Genomic DNA, 17,752 nt, shown 5'->3' with positions numbered 1-17,752 from the left:
AGCCCCCCCCCCCCCGCCCGACACCCACCCCGTGGGGGGGCCCGCGGGCCGCGCGGGGGGCGCCCCCCCCGGCCCCGGGCGGCCGGGGCGGGCTCGCCCCCGGACCACCAACTTTGCTGCTCCTTTACGATGGAGTCTCCCCTCCCCCGAGTGAAAGGTGTGTGAGCGTCCAGCCATGGACGAGCCTCCTAGTTGTCGATCATCCTTTCGACAGAGCGCGAACCTCCCGATCCTGTTCGATCATGGGACGGAGGTGACTCGATGACCGACCTGCTCTTCCTGGGCGTGGCACTCCTTCTGACCCTGGCCTGTGGTGTCTTCGTCGCCGCCGAGTTCTCCCTCACGACCGTCGAGCGCAGCGACCTCGAACGCGCCGCCGAGCGCCGTGACCGGGGCGCGGACAGCGCCCTCAAGGCGGTCCGCAGCCTCACCTTCCAGCTCTCCGGTGCCCAGCTCGGCATCACCGTCACCGGCCTGGTCATCGGCATGCTGTCCAAACCGGCCATCGCCACCCTGCTGGCGGGTCCGCTGGGCTCGATGGGCCTGCCCCATTCGGTGGCGGAGTCGGCCGCCCTGGTGCTCGGAACAGCGATCTCGACGGTCGTCCTGATGGTCGTCGGCGAGCTGGTCCCGAAGAACTGGGCCATCTCCAACCCGCTGGTCATCGCGAAGAAGGTGGCCACCGCCCAGCGCGGCTTCAGCGCCGCCTTCAAGCCGCTGATCCGGCATCTCAACAACGCCGCGAACCGCATGGTCCGCCGGATGGGCCTGGAGCCCGCCGAGGAGCTGGCCTCGGCGCGCGGCCCGCAGGAACTGGTGGCGCTGGCACGGCACTCCGCCAAGGAAGGCGCGCTGGAGCCCGACACCGCCGAGCTGTTCGTCCGCACCCTCAATCTCGCCGATCTGACCGCGGAGAACGTCATGACGCCGCGGGTGCAGGTGATCGCGCTGGAGGTGCAGTCCACCGCGGAGGACGTGGCCAATGCGACCCGGGCGACCGGGCTGTCCCGCTTCCCCGTCTACCGCGGCAGCCTGGACAGCGTCGTCGGGGTGGCGCACATCAAGGACGTCCTCGCCGTCCCGGCCGACCGCCGGCCCCGGCACCCGGTCTCCGAGTTGGTGCGCGAGCCGCTGCTCGTGCCCACGACGCTGACCGTGGACCGGCTGTTGGACCGGCTCTCCGGCAAGCGCACGATGGCCGTGGTCATCGACGAATACGGCGGTACGGCCGGCGTGGTGACGCTGGAGGACATCGTCGAGGAAGTGGTCGGCGAGGTCCGCGACGAGCACGATCCGATGGAGACCCCCGATCTGGCGCCGGCCGGCACCGACGCCGAGGGCCGCAGCGTTTATCAGGCCGACGGCGCCGCCCGCACCGACCAGCTGGTACGGATCGGCCTGCGGCTGCCGGAGGGCCCGTACGAGACCCTCGCCGGCCTGATCGCCACCGAACTCGGCCGGATACCGGTCGCCGGCGACGCCCTGGAGGTGGCGGGCTGGCGGATGGATGTGCTCGATGCCACCGGCCACCGCGCGGCGCGCGTGCTGCTGCACGCCCCGCGCCTCGGCAGCACCGGCGAGCAGGAGAGGGAGGCCCGCCGATGACCGCGCTGCAGCTTTTCGTGGGTCTGCTGACCCTGGTCGTCAACGCCTTCTTCGTGGGCGCCGAGTTCGCCCTGATCTCGGTGCGCCGCAGTCAGATCGAGCCGTACGCCGAGCGCGGTGACCGCCGGGCGACCAGCGTGCTGTGGGGTCTGCAGCATGTCTCGGCCCTGCTCGCGGCCGCCCAGCTGGGCATCACCCTGTGCACCCTGGTGCTGGGCGCGGTCGCCGAGCCGGCCATCGCGCACCTCCTGGATCCGGTGTTCCACGCGGTGGGGATCTCGGAGACGCTGATCCACCCGATCTCGTTCGTGATCGCGCTGTCGCTGGCCACCTATCTGCACATGCTCTTCGGCGAGATGGTGCCGAAGAACGTCGCACTGGCCGAGCCGGTCCGCAGCGCCCTGATGCTCGGGCCGCCGCTGGTCGCGCTGACCCGGGCGCTGCGCCCGGTGATCTTCGCGATCAACGCACTCGCCAATGTGCTGCTCAAGCTTTTGCGGGTGGAGACAAGGGACGAGGTCGCCGCGACGTTCTCGGACGACCAGCTGGCGAAGATGGTTGAGGATTCCCGGGCGGCCGGCCTGCTCGACGAACGGGCGCAGGAACGGCTGCGGGACGCCCTGGAGCTGGGCCGCCGCCCGGTCAGGGACGTGGTGCTGCCGGTCGAGAAGGTCGTCTCCGCGCGGATGGGGACCACACCCGAGGAGCTGGAACAGCTGGCCGCCGAGTCCGGTTTCTCCCGCTTCCCCGTCGTCGACGACACCCGCCGCATCCTCGGCTATCTGCACGTCAAGGACGCACTGGACGCCACCCCCCGCACCGTGCCGTTCCCGGTGTCCGCGCTGCGCCCGATCGCCCGGGTCAAGGCCTCGACGCCGCTGGACGACGTGCTGACGGCGATGCGCGGATCCCGTACGCATCTAGCCGCGGTGATCGGCGACGACGGGCGGCTGGCCGGGCTGGTGACGATGGAGGACGTGCTCCGGGAGCTGGTGCTGCAGCGGCCCGCTGCCTGACGCGGGGCCCGGGTCGGGTTGTCCTTCGAGGCGAAGTGGTGGAGCACCGCGGCCTTGGACAGCCCGGCCCGCTCGGCGATCGCCGACAGCGACATGGCGGGGTAACCGCGACTGGAGATCAGGTCGTTGGTGGCGTCGATGAGCTGCCGGCGGCGGCCCCGCTCGGTGAAGGTCAGCGCGTGGGGACCGGGCACCCCGGCGAGGAGTCATCGTGCGTCCACCCGTACCTTCCTCGTCGCCCTTTCGACGAGATCGGTCCGTACACCGCAGGCGATACGCGCATCTCGGGGGGCCGGGGCATACCGCTCGGTATGTCGAGCGGTAGGATCGCCGGGCCATGGAAATGAATGCTCGTTACACCAGTTACGTCGCGGTCGGCGACAGCTTCACCGAAGGAATGTCGGACGGCCGGCCGGACGGCTCGTACCGCGGCTGGGCCGATCTGCTCGCCGCCCGGCTGGCGGCCGGCTCGCCCGGCTTCCGGTACGCCAACCTCGCGGTGCGCGGCAAGCTCATCGCGCAGATCGCCGACGAGCAGTGCGGGCCGGCGTCCGCGATGGGCGCCGACCTGGTGACGCTGGTCGGCGGGCTCAATGACGTCCTGCGGCCCAAGTGCGAGGTAGACCAGGTCTGTGCGCGGTTCGAGGAGGCCGCCGGGCAGTTGGCCAGGGGCGGCGGCCGGCTGGTGCTGATGCGCAGCCCGGGACGGCAGGGACCGGTGCTGGCGCGCTTTCGGCCGCGCATGGAGCAGCTGTTCGCACGGATCGACGAGGTGGCCGCGCGGCACGGTGCGGTGGTCGTGGACCTGTACGCGTCGCGGGCGCTGTCCGACCCGCGGCTGTGGGCCGATGACCGGCTGCATCTGAACGCCGAGGGGCACCGCCGGGTGGCGGAGGCCGTCTGGCAGGCGCTCGGACTGCCCGCCGAGTCGGACTGGGACGCACCGCTGCCGACCGCCGCGCCGCCGGGCTGGGGTGCGCGGCGCGCCGCGGATCTGCGCTTCGCGCGCGAGCATCTGGTGCCGTGGATAGGCCGGCGGCTCACCGGCCGCTCGTCGGGGGACGGCCGCCCGGCCCAAGCGCCCCGAGCTGCTGCCGTACGAGGGCTGAGCGTCCCGCTCTTCGCCGGTGCCGCACCGGCCGGCGCGGCTTGGAGGAACGTACAGCGGGGACCGGGGCGCTGGCCTGCGTAAACCGCCAGTAGACTCTGACCACGTGACTGCTGTGTCTGCGAAGCCTCGCATCCCCAATGTCCTGGCCGGCCGCTATGCCTCCACGGAGCTGGCCGTCCTGTGGTCCCCCGAGTACAAGGTCAAGCTGGAGCGGAAGCTGTGGCTTGCCGTGCTGCGCGCCCAGAAGGACCTGGGGGTGGAGGTCCCCGAGCAGGCCCTGGCCGACTACGAGCGGGTCCTGGAGACCGTCGACCTGGCCTCCATCGCCGAGCGCGAGAAGGTCACCCGGCACGACGTCAAGGCCCGCATCGAGGAGTTCAACGCCCTCGCCGGCCATGAGCAGGTCCACAAGGGCATGACCTCCCGCGACCTGACGGAGAACGTCGAGCAGCTGCAGGTGCGGCTGTCCTTGGAGCTGATGCGGGACCGTACGGTCGCCGTGCTGGCGCGCCTGGGCTCGCTGGCCGCCCAGCACGCCGAGCTGGTGATGGCGGGCCGCTCGCACAATGTCGCCGCACAGACCACGACGCTGGGCAAGCGCTTTGCGACCGCGGCCGATGAGCTGCTGGTGGCGTACGCCCGGCTGGAGGACCTGCTCTCCCGCTACCCGCTGCGCGGCATCAAGGGCCCGGTCGGCACCGCTCAGGACATGCTCGACCTGCTCGGCGGCGGACCTCACGGGGCAGCCAGGCTCGCCGACCTGGAGCAGCGGATCGCCGCGCACCTCGGCTTCGGCCAGGCCTTCACCTCCGTCGGCCAGGTCTACCCGCGCTCGCTCGACTACGACGTGGTGACCTCGCTGGTGCAGCTGGCCGCCGCCCCCTCGTCGCTGGCCAAGACCATCCGTCTGATGGCCGGGCACGAGCTGGTCACCGAGGGCTTCAAGCCCGGCCAGGTCGGCTCCTCGGCGATGCCGCACAAGATGAACACCCGCTCCTGCGAGCGGGTCAACGGCCTGATGGTGATCCTGCGCGGCTATGCCTCGATGGCCGGTGAGCTCTCCGGCGACCAGTGGAACGAGGGCGATGTGTCCTGCTCCGTGGTGCGCCGGGTCGCGCTGCCGGACTCGTTCTTCGCGCTCGACGGCCTGCTGGAGACCTTCCTGACCGTGCTCGACGAGTTCGGCGCCTTCCCCGCCGTCATCGCCCGTGAGCTGGACCGCTATCTGCCCTTCCTCGCCACGACGAAGGTGCTGATGGCGTCCGTGCGGGCCGGCGTGGGCCGCGAGGAGGCGCACGAGGCGATCAAGGAGAACGCGGTCGCCTCGGCGCTGGCCATGCGCGAGCAGGGCGCGGAGCGCAACGAGCTGCTCGACAAGCTGGCCGCGGATGCGCGGATCCCGCTGGACAAAGCGCAGTTGGACGCCCTGATGGCGGACAAGCTCTCCTTCACCGGCGCGGCGGCCGGCCAGGTGGCGTCCGTCGTCGCCCGGATCGAGGAGATCGCCAAGCAGCACCCGGAGGCCGCGGCGTACACCCCCGGCTCGATCCTCTGACGCGAGGGCCCGTGCGCTTCACCCCCGAAGAGCTGGAAGCCGCTCGCGACCGCCTCGTCCCGGACGTGGCCGCGAGCGGCCTTCGCGTGCTCTTCTGCGGTATCAATCCCGGGCTGATGACGGCGGCCACCGGCCACCACTTCGCCCGTCCTGGCAACCGCTTCTGGCCGGTCCTGCACGCCGCCGGGTTCACCCCGCGCCGGTTCCGGCCCGCCGAGCAGGAGGAGTTGCTCGCCCACGGCCTCGGCATCACCAACGTCGTGGCCCGGGCGACCGCCAAGGCCGACGAGCTGACCGCCCAGGAGTACCGCGAGGGCGGCCGGCTGCTGGCCGAGAAGGTGGCCCGGCTGCGCCCGCGCTGGCTCGCCGTCGCCGGTGTCACGGCCTATCGCGTCGCCTTCGACGACAAGCACGCCGCGATCGGCCCGCAGGGGCGCACCCTGGGCGGCACCCGTATCTGGGCGCTGCCCAACCCGAGCGGGCTGAACGCCCATTGGACGCCGGCGACCCTGGCGGAGGAGTACGGACGGCTGCGCGCGGCGGCGTTCGCGGCCGACGACGACGCGTGAGACGCTGACGGCAGGTGCCCGGCGCGGGTGAGGGACCGCGCGCCGCGCCCGTGGGCGGCCCCGGTCGCTCGGCCACCGTTCGGCTGCGCGTCATCTACTAGCCGTGTACATGCCAGCGTGGCGGTTCTACGCTATCGCCGCCCGCGCACCCCCCTCTCCCGTACGGAGGCCCCCGTGCCTGCTCCGTCGTCCCCGCCTTCCGCCTCCTCCTCCCACCGCATCCGCCGCTCGCGCCGTCGCAGGGCCGGCGCGCTCGCCGGGGCGTTCGCCCTCGCCACCACCGGACTCGGCCTCTGGGCGGGCACCGGCTTCGGCGCCGAGCCGGCCGCAGCAGCCGTGCCCACCCCCGACCATGTGGTCGTGGTCGTTTTCGAGAACCACGCCTACAGCCAGGTGATCGGCAGCTCCGGCGCCCCGTACATCAACTCCCTGGCCTCCGGGGGCGCCAGCCTGACCGCGTCCTATGCCGAGACCCACCCCAGCCAGCCCAACTACTACGCCCTCTTCTCCGGCGACACCCAGGGCGTCACCGACGACAGCTGCGTCGATCCGGGGTTCAGCAAGGCCCCCAACCTCGCCTCCGAGGTGACGTCGGCCGGCAAGTCCTGGGCGAGCTACAACGAGTCGCTGCCGTCCGAGGGCTCCACCACCTGCAAGAGCGGCAAGTACGCGCAGAAGCACAACCCGTGGTTCGGCTTCAGCAATGTCTCCACCGGCTCGGCGCACACCTTCGACGCCTTCCCCACCGACTTCTCGAAGCTGCCCACCGTCTCCTTCGTCGTCCCGAACCTGTGCAGCGATATGCACGACTGCTCGGTGTCCACCGGTGACACCTGGCTGAAGGACCATCTGAAGGCCTACGCCGACTGGGCCAAGACCCACAACAGCCTGCTGCTGCTCACCTTCGACGAGGACAACCGGCTCAGCGGCAACCGCATCCCCACCGTGCTCTACGGCCAGCCGGTCACGGCCGGCGCCACCTCCGCCACCACCTACAACCACTACGACGTACTGCGCACCCTTGAGGACATGTACGGCACCTCGCATGCGGGGAACGCCGCCGACGCCAAGGACATCAGCGGCATCTGGGCCGGCTGAGGTGTATCTCGCGGACCGCCGCTCCGCCCCCTCGGCCGCTGCACCGCCGGGTGAACGGCGCGCCGGAACGGACCGCCGTCCGGGCCGGCGCGCCGCGTCCGCCCTCCCCTCGACGGTGCTCGTCCTGGGCACCGTCAGCCTCATCACCGACATCTCCTCGGAGATGGTCACCGCCGTGCTCCCGCTGTACCTCGTCACCGAACTCGGCCTGTCCCCTTGGGGGTTCGGTGTGCTGGACGGGGTCTACAACGGGGTGAGTGCGCTGGTCCGGCTGATGGGTGGCCGGCTGTCGGACCGGGGCGGGGGCGGCGGTCACAAGGCGGTGGCCGCGGTGGGATACGGACTCTCCGCCCTCTGCAAGCCGTTGCTGCTGGTGGTGCACTCGCTGCCGTTGATCGGGGCGGTGCTGGCGGTGGACCGTACGGGCAAGGGCCTGCGGACCGCGCCACGGGACGCGATGATCTCCCTCGCCGCCGAACCGGGCGCCCGTGGACGGGCGTTCGGGGTGCACCGGGCCATGGACACGGCGGGCGCACTGTGCGGGCCGCTGGTGGCGTTCGTGCTGCTGCGGGCGGCGGCGGAAGGCTATGACGCGGTCTTCACGGTCAGCTTCTGTGTGGCCGTACTGGGCGTGGTCGTCCTGCTGCTGTTCGTCCCGCGCCGCGCAGCGGCCGCCACGAAGGATGCTGCCGAGCGGGCTCCGGCCGGTCCCCGGACGCCGGTGCGCGCCCTGCTGGGGCGGCCGGAGGTACGCCGGCTGACGGGGTGTGCGGTGTTGCTGGGGCTGACCACCGTCAGCGACTCCTTCCTCTATCTGACGCTGCAGCGGCGGCTGGATCTGCCGACGGCGTGGTTCCCGCTGTTTCCGCTGGGCACGGCCGCGGCGTTTCTGCTGCTGGCGGTGCCGTTGGGGGCCGTCGCCGACCGGATCGGCCGCAGGCGGCTGTTCCTGGCCGGCCATCTGGCGCTGCTGTGTGCCTATGGGCTGCTGCTGGCACCGCCGGTCGGCGGTGCGGCACTCGTCTGTGCCGTGCTGGTGCTGCACGGCACGTTCTATGCGGCGACCGACGGAGTGCTGGCGGCGGCGACCGCCGATGCGGTGCCCGAGGATGCCCGCGGCAGCGGGCTGGCCGTGGTGCAGACCGGCCAGACCGCCGCTCGCTTCGTCTGTTCCCTCGCCTTCGGCGCCGCCTGGACCGCCTGGGGTGACCACACCGCCGTCCTGTCCGCCGCCGTCGGCCTGGCGCTCGCCGCGGCCCTCAGCGCATCCCTTCTGCGCCGTGCGGTGCCCGCGCCGGCCCCGAACTCCCCCTCGGAGCAAGCACGGTGAACCACACCCCCTTGAGCCGCCGCGCGCGCCTGTACCTCCTGCTCGCCACCGTCCTCGTGCTCGGCGGCGTCGCTGTCGGCGCGACCCTGCACGCCGCAGGGCGCGCTGCCCGCAAGGACCACACACGGGCGGGCGGGCCCGCGGTGGCCTCCGGAGCCGTACGCCTGGACGACCCGCACCGCAGCCTGTTCCGCACCATGGCCTGGGGCCCGCACCGCGACGAGATCACCGCCGTCCCGGCCGGTCGCCTATCCGGCCCGCGCACCGCATCCGGCATCCGCTGCCTGCGCTTCCACGCGGCCGCCGGCACCGGCCTCTGTCTCCAGGCCGTCCACGGCACGCTCCGCGACACCTACCGGGCCGTGGTCCTCGACAACCATCTGCACCCGCTGCGCCACTACGACCTGGCCGGCACCCCCACCCGCGCCCGGGTCTCCCCCAGCGGCCGTACCGTCGCCTGGACCGTCTTCGTCAGCGGTGACTCCTACGCGGGATCCGCCTTCTCCACCCGCACCTCCGTCGTCGATACCCGCGGCCGGCATCCGGACCTCAACCTGGAGACCTATGCACTGACCGTGGACGGTCATCCGGTGCACGCGGCCGACATCAATATCTGGGGCGTCACCTTCGCCGACGACACCCACTTCTACGCCACCGCCGCCACGGCCGGAAAGACCTACCTCGTCCGCGGCGACCGCACCACCCGCACCCTCCGGGCGCTGCACCCGAACGTCGAATGCCCGTCACTGTCCCCCGACGGGAGCCGCCTGGCGTACAAGAAACGCGTCAAGGGCGCCGATCCGGACGCCCCATGGCGTTTGTACATGCTCGATCTGCGCACCTTGCACGAGACCGCGACCGGCGAACACCGCAACGTCGACGACCAGGCCGTCTGGCGCGACGACCACACCCTGGTCTACTCCCTGCCGGGCGACTTCGGCTCGGACCTGTGGACCGTCCCCGCCGACGGCACCGGCACCCCGCACCGGCTCGTCACCGCTGCGCTCGCTCCCGTCTTCCCCCACTGACACCGCATCCGCCTCATCTCCCCTCCCCCACCGCCACCAGCAGTTGGAAAGGCAGCTCACGGTCGCCCTGTCCCACGCCCACCCCGATCCATCGGCCCTGCACCCGCCAGCCGTGCATCCGCGGGACGTATCCGCACAGCGCGTCCAGCGGCGGCCGGACGGGTATCCCCCTCGCCGTCCGTTCCAAGTGGTCGGCGAGATCGATGGTTTCGGGCTCGCCCCACCGTAAGGACAGCGCCTGCACCAGCGCCGTCAGCTCGTCCTCGAACTCCTCCGCGGCCTCGGCCACCTCGGCGAGGTCCGCGTCCCAGAAATCCTGACTGACCCGCAGGCCGGCTATGTGGAACCCGGGCCCGCTCTCGACCATGGCGGACCGGCCCGGAACGGCGGGGAACTCCCGGATCCGCAACCGGTCTATGGCGGCCAGATATGCGTCAATGGTCATGCCGTCAGTAAACCGCCCGGGTCTGACAATTGGCCTTCCCGGACCGTGCGGACGCACCTCGGCGCGCTGCCGGGAACGCCGGCGCCGGGGTCAAGTCGCTGCCGTGAGGCCGTTGATCATGCGGTCGAGAAGTCGGTCGAAAACGGCTTGCGGGGCCGGGTCGCTGCTCGTCGCCTCCAGGGCTTGCGCAAGATGAGGAAAACCGCCTCCGGCGGCGACGGACCGGAGGTGGCGCGCCTGCTTGTCCAGGAGTTCGCCAGAGGTGCGGCCGGCGGCCTCGACCGTCCGCTCCTGGGCGAGTTCGTACAGAACGTGGCTGGCCACGAAGCCGGTGAGCACGCTGAAGGTCTCCAGCATCGCCCGGGCATCCAGGCCGACGGGGGCGAGCACGGCGAGGGTGTACTCCCAGACGGCGAGGGTGTTCGGGCCGAGCGTCTGCTGTGCGGGCAGCGCGCCGGGCAGCCAGGGGTGACGGTGCATGATCGCGCGCTGCTCGTGGGCGATCTCCCGGAGGTCGGCGCGCCAGTTGCCGGAGGGCCCGGGCGGCAGCCGGTGGTCGCCGCTCACGTGGTCGATCATGAGCTCCAGCAGCGTCTCCTTGTTGGGGACATAGCTGTAGAGGGACATCGTGCCCGCTCCGATCCGGGACGCGACCGCGCGCATCGTGACGGCGGCGAGTCCTTCGGCGTCGGCAAGGGCAACGGCCTCGGCAATGATCGCGGCGCGGTTGTGTGCCGGCGGCCTGCCCCGTCGCGGGCGTTCGGCCTGCGACCAGAGCAGCTCGGGATCCACACCGGCAGGACGGCCGGATGAGCCTGTACGGGGCACGGCAACCTCTCCTCATTCCTTGCGGCCATCCCACCACACGCTATTCTCGTACAACGTACTGGAAATATGCCGCCCAGGAATCGAGGCCCCATGACGACGGCGACACACCACGCGTCCGCGAAGAAGCCGCCCCTGCACGCCCGGATCATGCGGCGCTCCTTCCGGGGCCTGCCTCCCAAGCTCCACGACATCGCCTACGAGCCCGACCTCGTGGTGCCGGCCGCCGACGGCAGCGCACTGCTGACCGACCACTACTTCCCCCTGGCCGACGGCGACTTCCCCACGCTCCTGGTCCGCTCGCCGTACGGCCGGCACTTCCCCTGGGCGCCGATCTACGGCGTGCTCTTCGCCGAACAGGGCTTCCATGTCGTCCTGCAGAGCTGCCGCGGCACCGGGGGATCCGGCGGTGAGTCCGCGCTGTGGGACCACGAGGCCGCCGACGGGCAGGCCACCGTCGCCTGGCTGCGCGAGCAGCCCTGGTTCTCCGGCGCGCTGGGCACGATCGGCGCCAGCTACCTCGGCTACGCGCAGTGGGCGCTCGCCGCGGACCCGCCGCCGGAACTGCGCGCGATGGTGATCCAGGTCGGCCTGCACAACCTGCACGGCTACTTCTACCCAGGAGGCGCCTTCGCCCTGGAGGGCGCCCTTGCCACCTCCATGGGCCGGGTGTATCAGCACCGCGGCACAGCGAGGTTTCTGTGGGCCGCGCTGCGGCTGCAACGCCACGCCCGCACGATCGCGCGCGCCCTTCCCCTCGGCGAGACGTATGCGCCCGGTCTGGGCGGACGGGTGCCGTTCCTGGAGGAGGCGATGGCCCACCCCGACCCGGAGGACGCGCACTGGCAAGGAGCGGACTTGGGGGCCGTGGCCGCACGCATGCAGGTACCGACCTGCCTGATCACCGGCTGGCACGATGTGCTCCTCGACCAGACCCTGCAGCAGTACGGCAGACTACGGCGCGCCGGCTGCGACACCGCCCTGCTCGTCGGCCCCTGGACGCACCACTCCGCACTGCAGCAGGGCTGGCCCGAGGTGTTCGCGGAAAGCCTCGCCTGGCTGCGGGCCCACCTGTGCGCCGACCCGTCAGGCCTGCGGAAGACGAGGGCGCGCGTCCATGTGGGCGGCCGGCAGGCATGGCAGGACCTTCCCGACTGGCCCCCCGCGACGCCGGGCCACCGCTGGTACCTCGACGGCGACGGCACACTGCGCACCCGGATGCCCGAGAACGCGTCGGCGCCGCTGTCCTTCCGCTACGACCCGGCCGACCCGACCCCCTCGGTCGGCGGCCCCCTGCTGTCCCCCAAGGCCGGGCATCAGGACAACACCGCTCTGGAAGCCAGGGACGACGTGCTGACCTTCACCACCGCACCGCTGACCGAGCCGGTCCACCTCTTCGGCCCGGTCGGCGTGGAACTACGGGTCAGCACGGACACCGGGCACGCCGACATCTTCGCCCGGCTCTGCGACGTCGACGGCCGGGACCGCTCCGCCAACGTCTGCGACGGTCTGCGACGACTGCAGCCCGCAGACACCACGGAACCCACCGGAACCGCACCGGCCGCCGTCACGGTGGCGATGAGTTCCACGGCCTACTGCTTCCCCGCCGGACACCGGATCCGCCTGCAGGTCAGCGGCGGCGCCCACCCACGCTTCGCCCGCAACACCGGCACCGGCGAACCTCCGGCGACGGCCACCCGGCTCATACCGGCCGACGTCTCGCTCCACCACCCGTCCGCACTCGTTCTCCCCGTCGCGGACGGGGAGTTCGCCGGCCCGGCCTCTGACAGCTGACGGGAGCACCGGCGCCTTCGCCGTCATGGGCGGCGAAGGCGCCGTCCGCGCCGGTGGACGACACGGAGCGAGACGGTCGTTCGACGACGAGTTCACTGCGGTGCCACCTTCCGGACGGAGCATGGTCACGTACGGCCGCGGCCCGTACGGAACGCGCTGTCGCGCAGCGGCGTCCGTCGTGGGCGGGTGCGGGTGCGGGTGCGGTGGGGCAGGACCAGGCGTCGGCCCGCGTGGGTGCTGAGGACGCACACCGGGAGCCATACCCAGGACGGCGTCCGTGTGGTTCGGCGAGGCGGCCTCGGGCCATGGTGCGGCGAGCCACTGGTGCGCCGCCCGGCCGGCCGCTCCGGGGCTCGCCGCCCATCCGGTGACCGGCTACGATCCGCCACACACGCAAAGTGAGGGAGACGGACGTTGGGGCGGCTCACCGGCGGGGACCCCTCCCTGCTGCGACGGATCAACTCCGCTGTGGTGCTGCACGCGCTGCGCGCCGCGGACTCCCCCACGCTCACCCATCTCGTCCAGGTGACGGGCCTGTCCCGGCCGACGGTCGAGGGCGTGGTCGAGGGGCTCATCGAGACCGGCCTGGTGGTCGAGGCGGCCGCCGAGGAGGGCGAGACGCGCCGCCAGGGACGGCCGGCCCGCCGGTTCCGGTTCCGTACGGAGGCCGGTCATCTGCTGGGCATCGAGATCGGGCCGCACCGCATCGCGGCCCTGCTGTCCGATCTGAGCGGCCGGGTGCTGGACACCGCGCAGCGCCCCGTGGCGGAGACCGCACCGGCCGATGAGCGGCTGGAGCGGGTCCGGGCCGTGGTGGCCGATCTGCTGCGCCGCACGGACGTGCCCCGCAGTTCGCTGCGGGCCGTCGGTGTGGCCGGCCCCGGCATCGTGGAGGCGGACGGGACCGTACGGCTGAGCACGGCGCTGCCGGGCTGGACCGGACTGCCGCTGGGTGAGCGGCTGCGGCGGTCGTTCCGCTGCCCGGTGCTGGTCGAGAACGACGCGAATGCCGCCGCGGTGGCCGAACACTGGCTGGGGGCGGCCACCGGCTCCGATGACATCGTTTTCGTGCTGGCGGGGCTCAGCCCGGGAGCCGGCTCGCTGATCGGCGGACGCCTGCACCGCGGATTCGGCGGGGCCGCCGGGGAGATCGGCGCCCTGCATCTGCTCGGCCGCGAGGCGACCCCGGAAAAGCTGCTGTCGACGACCGGCGAGCCGCTGCACCCGCTGGACGAGGCGCAGGTCGCGGCGGTCTTCACGGCGGCGCGGAGGGGCGACGCACAGGCCCGGGAGGCGGTCGACCGCTTCCTCCGCCGGCTGGTGCACGATGTCGCGGCCCTGGTGCTGGCCCTCGACCCGGAGCTGGTGGTGATCGGCGGCTGGGCGGCGGGGCTGGACGGCGTACTGGAGCCGCTGCGCGGGGAGTTGGCGCGCTACTGTCTGCGCCCGCCGCAGGTCGCCCTGTCACAGCTGGGCGAGGCGGCGGTCGCCACCGGGGCGCTGCGGCTCGCGCTCGATCATGTGGAGGGCGAACTCTTCGCGGTGGAGGGGACGGTGACAGGCCGTCATCCGCGCCGCGACGCGGTGACGGGCCGCCGCTGACCCGAAGGGCCGTACGGGATGCCGCTGCCCCGCGGCGCATGACGGGCCGCCGCCCGGCTGCGGCCGCACGCGAACGGGCCCACCCCGGAGCGCTGTCCGGAGTGGGCCCGTACCTCGGCCCCGGGCGGCTCAGCCCGCGAGCAGGGCGACCGCGTCGCTCTCGCCGAAGGTCAGACGGCAGGTGTCCGCGCGGTAGGTGGAGACCGCAACGGCGGTCGTGCGGCCCCCGGAGACATAGCGGGTGGTGACCACCAGGACGGGCGCGCCGGGCAGCCGGTCCAGCTGCTTGGCGTCCTCCGCACGGGCCGAGCCGAGTTCGACGGTACGGTCCTGGCCGTCCAGCTCCAGCCTCTGCAGCTCATGCAGCACCGCGCGGGCCCGGGCCGGGGCGCCGAGCGAGGCCGCCCGCACACAGTCCGGGACCGCGGCCGCCAGGACGTACAGCAACTCGGCGGCGACTGGCTGACCGTGGGTGACCCGGCTGCGGCGGACGATGTGCACCGGCTCGCCGGGGGCCGTCGCCAGCAGGTCGGCCACCGCGGCGGGCACCGTTTCGCTCTCTACGGCGTCGACCGGCTGCCAGTCGTCGCCCGCGGCGCCCGGCCAGGTGTGGCGGACGGGGTCGACGGCCACGCCGACCCGCGGCGGTGCGACCGTGGTGCCCACACCGCGGCGGCGCTGGAGTCTGCCTTCCAGCTCCAGCTGTTCGAGCGCCTGCCGCAGCGTGGCCCGGGCGACGCCGAACCGCGCTGCCAGATCACGCTCGTTGGGCAGAATCTCGCCGACCGCGAACTCCGAGTCCAGCGCCTCGCTGAGCACGGTCTTGAGGTGCCAGTACTTCGGCTCCGGCACCGTTTCGAGCTGCGTGGTCCCCACCCTGTCCTCCGCACTGGCCGTTACCGGGGCTGCCCCCATGGGGCTCGGGCCCACACACAAGGCGCTGCCTTCGCGGCCCGCCTGCGCACCCGATCTTCGCGGGCCCGCACCGTCGCGTGCCCGCCTGCGCGTCCGCACCTCGCGGGCCCGCCTGCGCGCCCGATTATGAGCGCTTCTTTATTAAAGGTTGTTGCAGTATCCCGACGATATGGCCGCCTCCACCCTTGGTCAAGACCAATCCGGCATCCGTTTCGGCTCTCGGCGACCGCCCGCACCGGCCGCCCCGCCCAGGCGCTCCGCACCACGGTTCGCTACCGTCACCAGCATGCTCGCCCTGCTGCACACCTCGCCCGTTCACGTCCCGGTCTTCGACGCCCTGCGCGACGAGGAGGCCCCCGGCCTGGCGATGCATCACCTCGTACGCCCCGAACTCCTGGACCGGGCAAGGGCGCAGGGGCCCGACGCCGTGGTGGACGACCTGTCCGCCGAGCTGGCGGCGGCGGCCCGCCACGGTGCGCGGGCAGCGCTGTGCACATGCTCGACGATCGGTTCGGTCGCCGAGACTGCCGGTGCGGCGCTGGGCCTCCCCGTCCTCCGGGTGGACCGGCCGATGGCCGCGGCCGCCGTCGCCACCGGCCCGCGTATCGCCGTACTCGCCGCCCTGGAAAGCACCCTCGTCCCCACGAAGGCCTTGATCACACAGGAGGCCGGCCGGGCCGGCCGCGGGATCACCGTGCGTACCGTGCTGGTGCCGGGCGCCTGGGAGCGCTTCGAGGCGGGCGACAGCGACGGCTATCTGGCGGCGGTCGCCTCCGCCGCCCAGGAGATCCGGGACGCCAACGTGATCGTCCTGGCGCAGGCCTCCATGGCACCGGCGGCCGAGGGGCTCGATGTCGGTGTGCCGGTGCTGGCCGGCCCGCGGACCGGTCTGCGGGCCGCCGCTCAGCTGGTCGCGAGGGACGCCAGCTTCTCCGGGTTGCGGACGACATAGACCGTCTGGATCTTGTCGTCCTGGACACCGAGCTGGATGACGGAGTCCGGCACACCGCCGAGGTGCGCCAACAGCGCGATCCCGCCGTTGAGTTCGAGGAGGGTGAACTCCATGCCGGGCGGCACGGACCTGGCGACGCCGAAGAGGAAGCGTGCGACCTTGTCCGCGGACTCGATGATCCGCAGCGGGGCCTTGGCCTTCCCTCCGCTGTCCCCGACCAGCCGCGCGTCCGCCGCCAGCAGGTTCAGCAGCCCCGCCAGATCGTCGCCGGCCGCCGCGGCCAGAAACCGCTCGGTCAGCTCGCGCTGCCGGTCCTGATCGACCTCGAAGCGGGGTCTGCCCTCCTCGACATGCCGCCGGGCGCGGCCCGCCAGTTGGCGTACCGCGGCCTCACTGCGGTCGAGGGCGGTGGCGATCTCCGCGTACGGATAGCCGAAGGCCTCGCGCAGCACGAACACGGCGCGCTCCAGAGGGGAGAGCGACTCCAGGACGACGAGCACCGCGAGGGTGACGGACTCGTGGAACACCGCGCGGTCCGCGGTGCCCGGGGCGGTGCCGCCGAGGTCGGTCACCAGCGGCTCCGGAAGCCAGGGGCCCACATAGGACTCCCGCCGCGACTGGACCTGGCGCAGCCGGTCGATGGCCAGCCGGGTGGTGATCCGTACGAGGAAGGCGCGCGGCTCGCGCACCTCCGCCCGGTCCGCTCCCGACCAGCGCAGCCATGCGTCCTGCACCACGTCCTCGGCATCGGCCACCCGGCCGAGCATCCGGTAGGCCACCCCGAACAGCACGGGGCGGTGCTCCTCGAAGACATCGGTGAGATCGGTCGTGGAATCGCTCAGCACCCCTCCATCCCACCGGCCCGCCTCCGCCATGTCCAGCGGAAACCGCACTGTGCGGCGGAGCGGGAGCGTGGTGTGCCGCACATCCCGTACACGCCCCGGCTGCCCGATACCGCTCAGTAGCCTCAGCTGGCATCGTGTCAGCGCATGCCAGGCACCACCGCACCCCTCAAGGAGTTCTGATGGCCACCCCGGTCTCCTTCGCCCGTGTCACCCCCGCGGACCGGCCACCGTTCACGGTCGCGTACGAGCGCAAGGGCGCGGGCGACCCCGTCGTCCTGCTGCACGGCATAGGCCACCATCTCCAGGCCTGGCGTCCGGTCTGCGACATCCTGGCCGCCTCCCATGAGGTCATCGCCCTCGATCTGCCGGGCTTCGGCGCCTCCCCCGCGCTGCCCGGCGGTTCCTCCTACCAGCTGTCGTCGGTCGTCCCGCTGCTCATCGCGGCGTTCGAGGAGCTCGGGGTCGACCGTCCGCATGTGGTGGGGAACTCGCTGGGCGGGCTGCTCGCCCTGGAGCTGGGCCGCGAGCGGGCCGTCCGGTCGGTCACCGCGCTCTCGCCCGCGGGCTTTTGGACCCCGGCCGAGCGGCGGTACGCCTTCGGCGTGCTGCGCGGCATGTACGCCGGGGCGCAGGCGCTGCCCCAGCCGGTGGTGGAGACCCTGGCCCGCACCGCGCTCGGCCGCGCCTCGCTGACCGGCACCATCTACGCCCACCCCGGCCGTCGTTCGGCCGCGGCCGTCGTGGCGGAGACCCGGGCGCTGCGCGAGGGACCCGGTTTCATGCCGACGCTGGCGGCCGGCCGGGAGGTGCGGTTCACCGCCGATGTGCCGGACCTCCCGGTGACGATCGGCTGGGGCAGCCGGGACCGCCTGCTGCTCCGCCGCCAGGGCGTGCGCGCCAAGCACACGATTCCGGGCGCGCGGCTGGTACGGCTGCCGGGCTGCGGGCATGTGCCGATGCACGACGATCCGGCGCTGGTGGCGCGGGTCATCCTCGACACCGTGACCCAGGAGGCGGCCTGAACAGTTCAACCAGGCCCAGGCCCTGCTTCCGGAAACGTTC

16 protein-coding genes are annotated in these 17,752 nt (G+C 72.5%); 12 read left to right on the top strand and 4 right to left on the bottom strand.

Annotated features, from left to right (window positions below; translation table 11 throughout):
* Window positions 1-261 precede the first annotated feature (261 nt).
* The 8 genes from ACGFWI_RS35160 (at window position 262) to ACGFWI_RS35125 (ending at window position 9,312) form a co-directional block, all read left to right on the top strand.
* On the top strand, window positions 262-1,605 hold the full coding sequence (locus ACGFWI_RS35160) for a hemolysin family protein (RefSeq protein WP_393910119.1): 1,344 nt from the start codon (window positions 262-264) through the stop codon (window positions 1,603-1,605).
* Entirely contained in the window at window positions 1,602-2,621 is a 1,020-nt protein-coding gene (locus tag ACGFWI_RS35155; RefSeq protein WP_393910118.1) for a hemolysin family protein, read from the top strand. Before ACGFWI_RS35160 ends, ACGFWI_RS35155 begins: the two co-directional genes overlap by 4 nt.
* 337 nt (window positions 2,622-2,958) lie before the next feature.
* The gene (locus ACGFWI_RS35150; RefSeq protein ID WP_393910117.1) at window positions 2,959-3,813 is read left to right on the top strand and encodes an SGNH/GDSL hydrolase family protein; all 855 of its coding nucleotides are present in this window, start codon (window positions 2,959-2,961) and stop codon (window positions 3,811-3,813) included.
* 31 nt (window positions 3,814-3,844) lie between these two features.
* Window positions 3,845-5,287, top strand: coding sequence for an adenylosuccinate lyase (gene purB, locus ACGFWI_RS35145; RefSeq protein ID WP_393910131.1), 1,443 nt, complete (start codon window positions 3,845-3,847; stop codon window positions 5,285-5,287).
* Between the two features lie 11 nt (window positions 5,288-5,298).
* Window positions 5,299-5,856 carry a G/U mismatch-specific DNA glycosylase gene (gene mug / locus ACGFWI_RS35140; protein WP_393910116.1) on the top strand — a complete coding sequence of 186 codons (558 nt, stop codon included), beginning with the start codon at window positions 5,299-5,301 and terminating at the stop codon, window positions 5,854-5,856.
* 219 nt (window positions 5,857-6,075) lie between these two features.
* Window positions 6,076-6,954: an alkaline phosphatase family protein gene (locus ACGFWI_RS35135; protein WP_393910130.1), complete on the top strand. Its 879-nt coding sequence runs from the start codon at window positions 6,076-6,078 to the stop codon at window positions 6,952-6,954.
* A 1-nt stretch (window position 6,955) separates the two neighbouring features.
* Window positions 6,956-8,284 carry an MFS transporter gene (locus ACGFWI_RS35130; protein ID WP_393910115.1) on the top strand — a complete coding sequence of 443 codons (1,329 nt, stop codon included), beginning with the start codon at window positions 6,956-6,958 and terminating at the stop codon, window positions 8,282-8,284.
* Between the two features lie 11 nt (window positions 8,285-8,295).
* Complete coding sequence (locus ACGFWI_RS35125; RefSeq protein WP_393910129.1) at window positions 8,296-9,312, top strand: TolB family protein; 1,017 nt, start codon at window positions 8,296-8,298, stop codon at window positions 9,310-9,312.
* Between the two features lie 13 nt (window positions 9,313-9,325).
* Here the strand turns inward: ACGFWI_RS35125 and ACGFWI_RS35120 are convergent, their stop codons facing one another.
* Together ACGFWI_RS35120 and ACGFWI_RS35115 are read right to left on the bottom strand one after the other, a co-directional pair.
* Entirely contained in the window at window positions 9,326-9,757 is a 432-nt protein-coding gene (locus ACGFWI_RS35120) for a hypothetical protein (protein ID WP_393910114.1), read from the bottom strand.
* 90 nt (window positions 9,758-9,847) lie between these two features.
* Window positions 9,848-10,585, bottom strand: a complete 738-nt coding sequence (locus tag ACGFWI_RS35115) for a TetR/AcrR family transcriptional regulator (RefSeq protein WP_393910113.1) — start codon at window positions 10,583-10,585, stop codon at window positions 9,848-9,850.
* 90 nt (window positions 10,586-10,675) lie between these two features.
* On the opposite strand from ACGFWI_RS35115, the gene ACGFWI_RS35110 reads away from it, so the two are divergent.
* Together ACGFWI_RS35110 and ACGFWI_RS35105 are read left to right on the top strand one after the other, a co-directional pair.
* A complete protein-coding gene (locus ACGFWI_RS35110) occupies window positions 10,676-12,376 on the top strand; it encodes a CocE/NonD family hydrolase (RefSeq protein ID WP_393910112.1) in 1,701 nt (566 codons plus the stop codon).
* Window positions 12,377-12,790: 414 nt separating this feature from the next.
* The gene (locus ACGFWI_RS35105; protein WP_393910111.1) at window positions 12,791-13,978 is read left to right on the top strand and encodes an ROK family transcriptional regulator; all 1,188 of its coding nucleotides are present in this window, start codon (window positions 12,791-12,793) and stop codon (window positions 13,976-13,978) included.
* A 129-nt stretch (window positions 13,979-14,107) separates the two neighbouring features.
* Here ACGFWI_RS35105 and ACGFWI_RS35100 read toward each other — a convergent pair whose 3' ends face one another.
* Window positions 14,108-14,854: a GntR family transcriptional regulator gene (locus ACGFWI_RS35100; protein WP_393910110.1), complete on the bottom strand. Its 747-nt coding sequence runs from the start codon at window positions 14,852-14,854 to the stop codon at window positions 14,108-14,110.
* Between the two features lie 325 nt (window positions 14,855-15,179).
* Here ACGFWI_RS35100 and ACGFWI_RS35095 point away from each other — a divergent pair, with 325 nt between their 5' ends.
* Complete coding sequence (locus ACGFWI_RS35095) at window positions 15,180-15,845, top strand: aspartate/glutamate racemase family protein (protein ID WP_393910109.1); 666 nt, start codon at window positions 15,180-15,182, stop codon at window positions 15,843-15,845.
* Here ACGFWI_RS35095 and ACGFWI_RS35090 read toward each other — a convergent pair.
* Complete coding sequence (locus ACGFWI_RS35090; protein WP_393910128.1) at window positions 15,797-16,720, bottom strand: RNA polymerase sigma-70 factor; 924 nt, start codon at window positions 16,718-16,720, stop codon at window positions 15,797-15,799. The two genes, ACGFWI_RS35095 and ACGFWI_RS35090, sit on opposite strands and share 49 nt — an antisense overlap.
* Window positions 16,721-16,869: 149 nt before the next feature.
* On the opposite strand from ACGFWI_RS35090, the gene ACGFWI_RS35085 reads away from it, so the two are divergent.
* On the top strand, window positions 16,870-17,712 hold the full coding sequence (locus tag ACGFWI_RS35085; RefSeq protein ID WP_393910108.1) for an alpha/beta fold hydrolase: 843 nt from the start codon (window positions 16,870-16,872) through the stop codon (window positions 17,710-17,712).
* Window positions 17,713-17,752 lie beyond the last annotated feature (40 nt).

Source organism: Streptomyces sp. NPDC048434, assembly GCF_043200375.1.
Lineage (GTDB): Bacteria > Actinomycetota > Actinomycetes > Streptomycetales > Streptomycetaceae > Streptomyces.
Note: the sequence above shows the minus strand (reverse complement) of the source record. Positions and strands in the feature narration are given on the sequence as shown.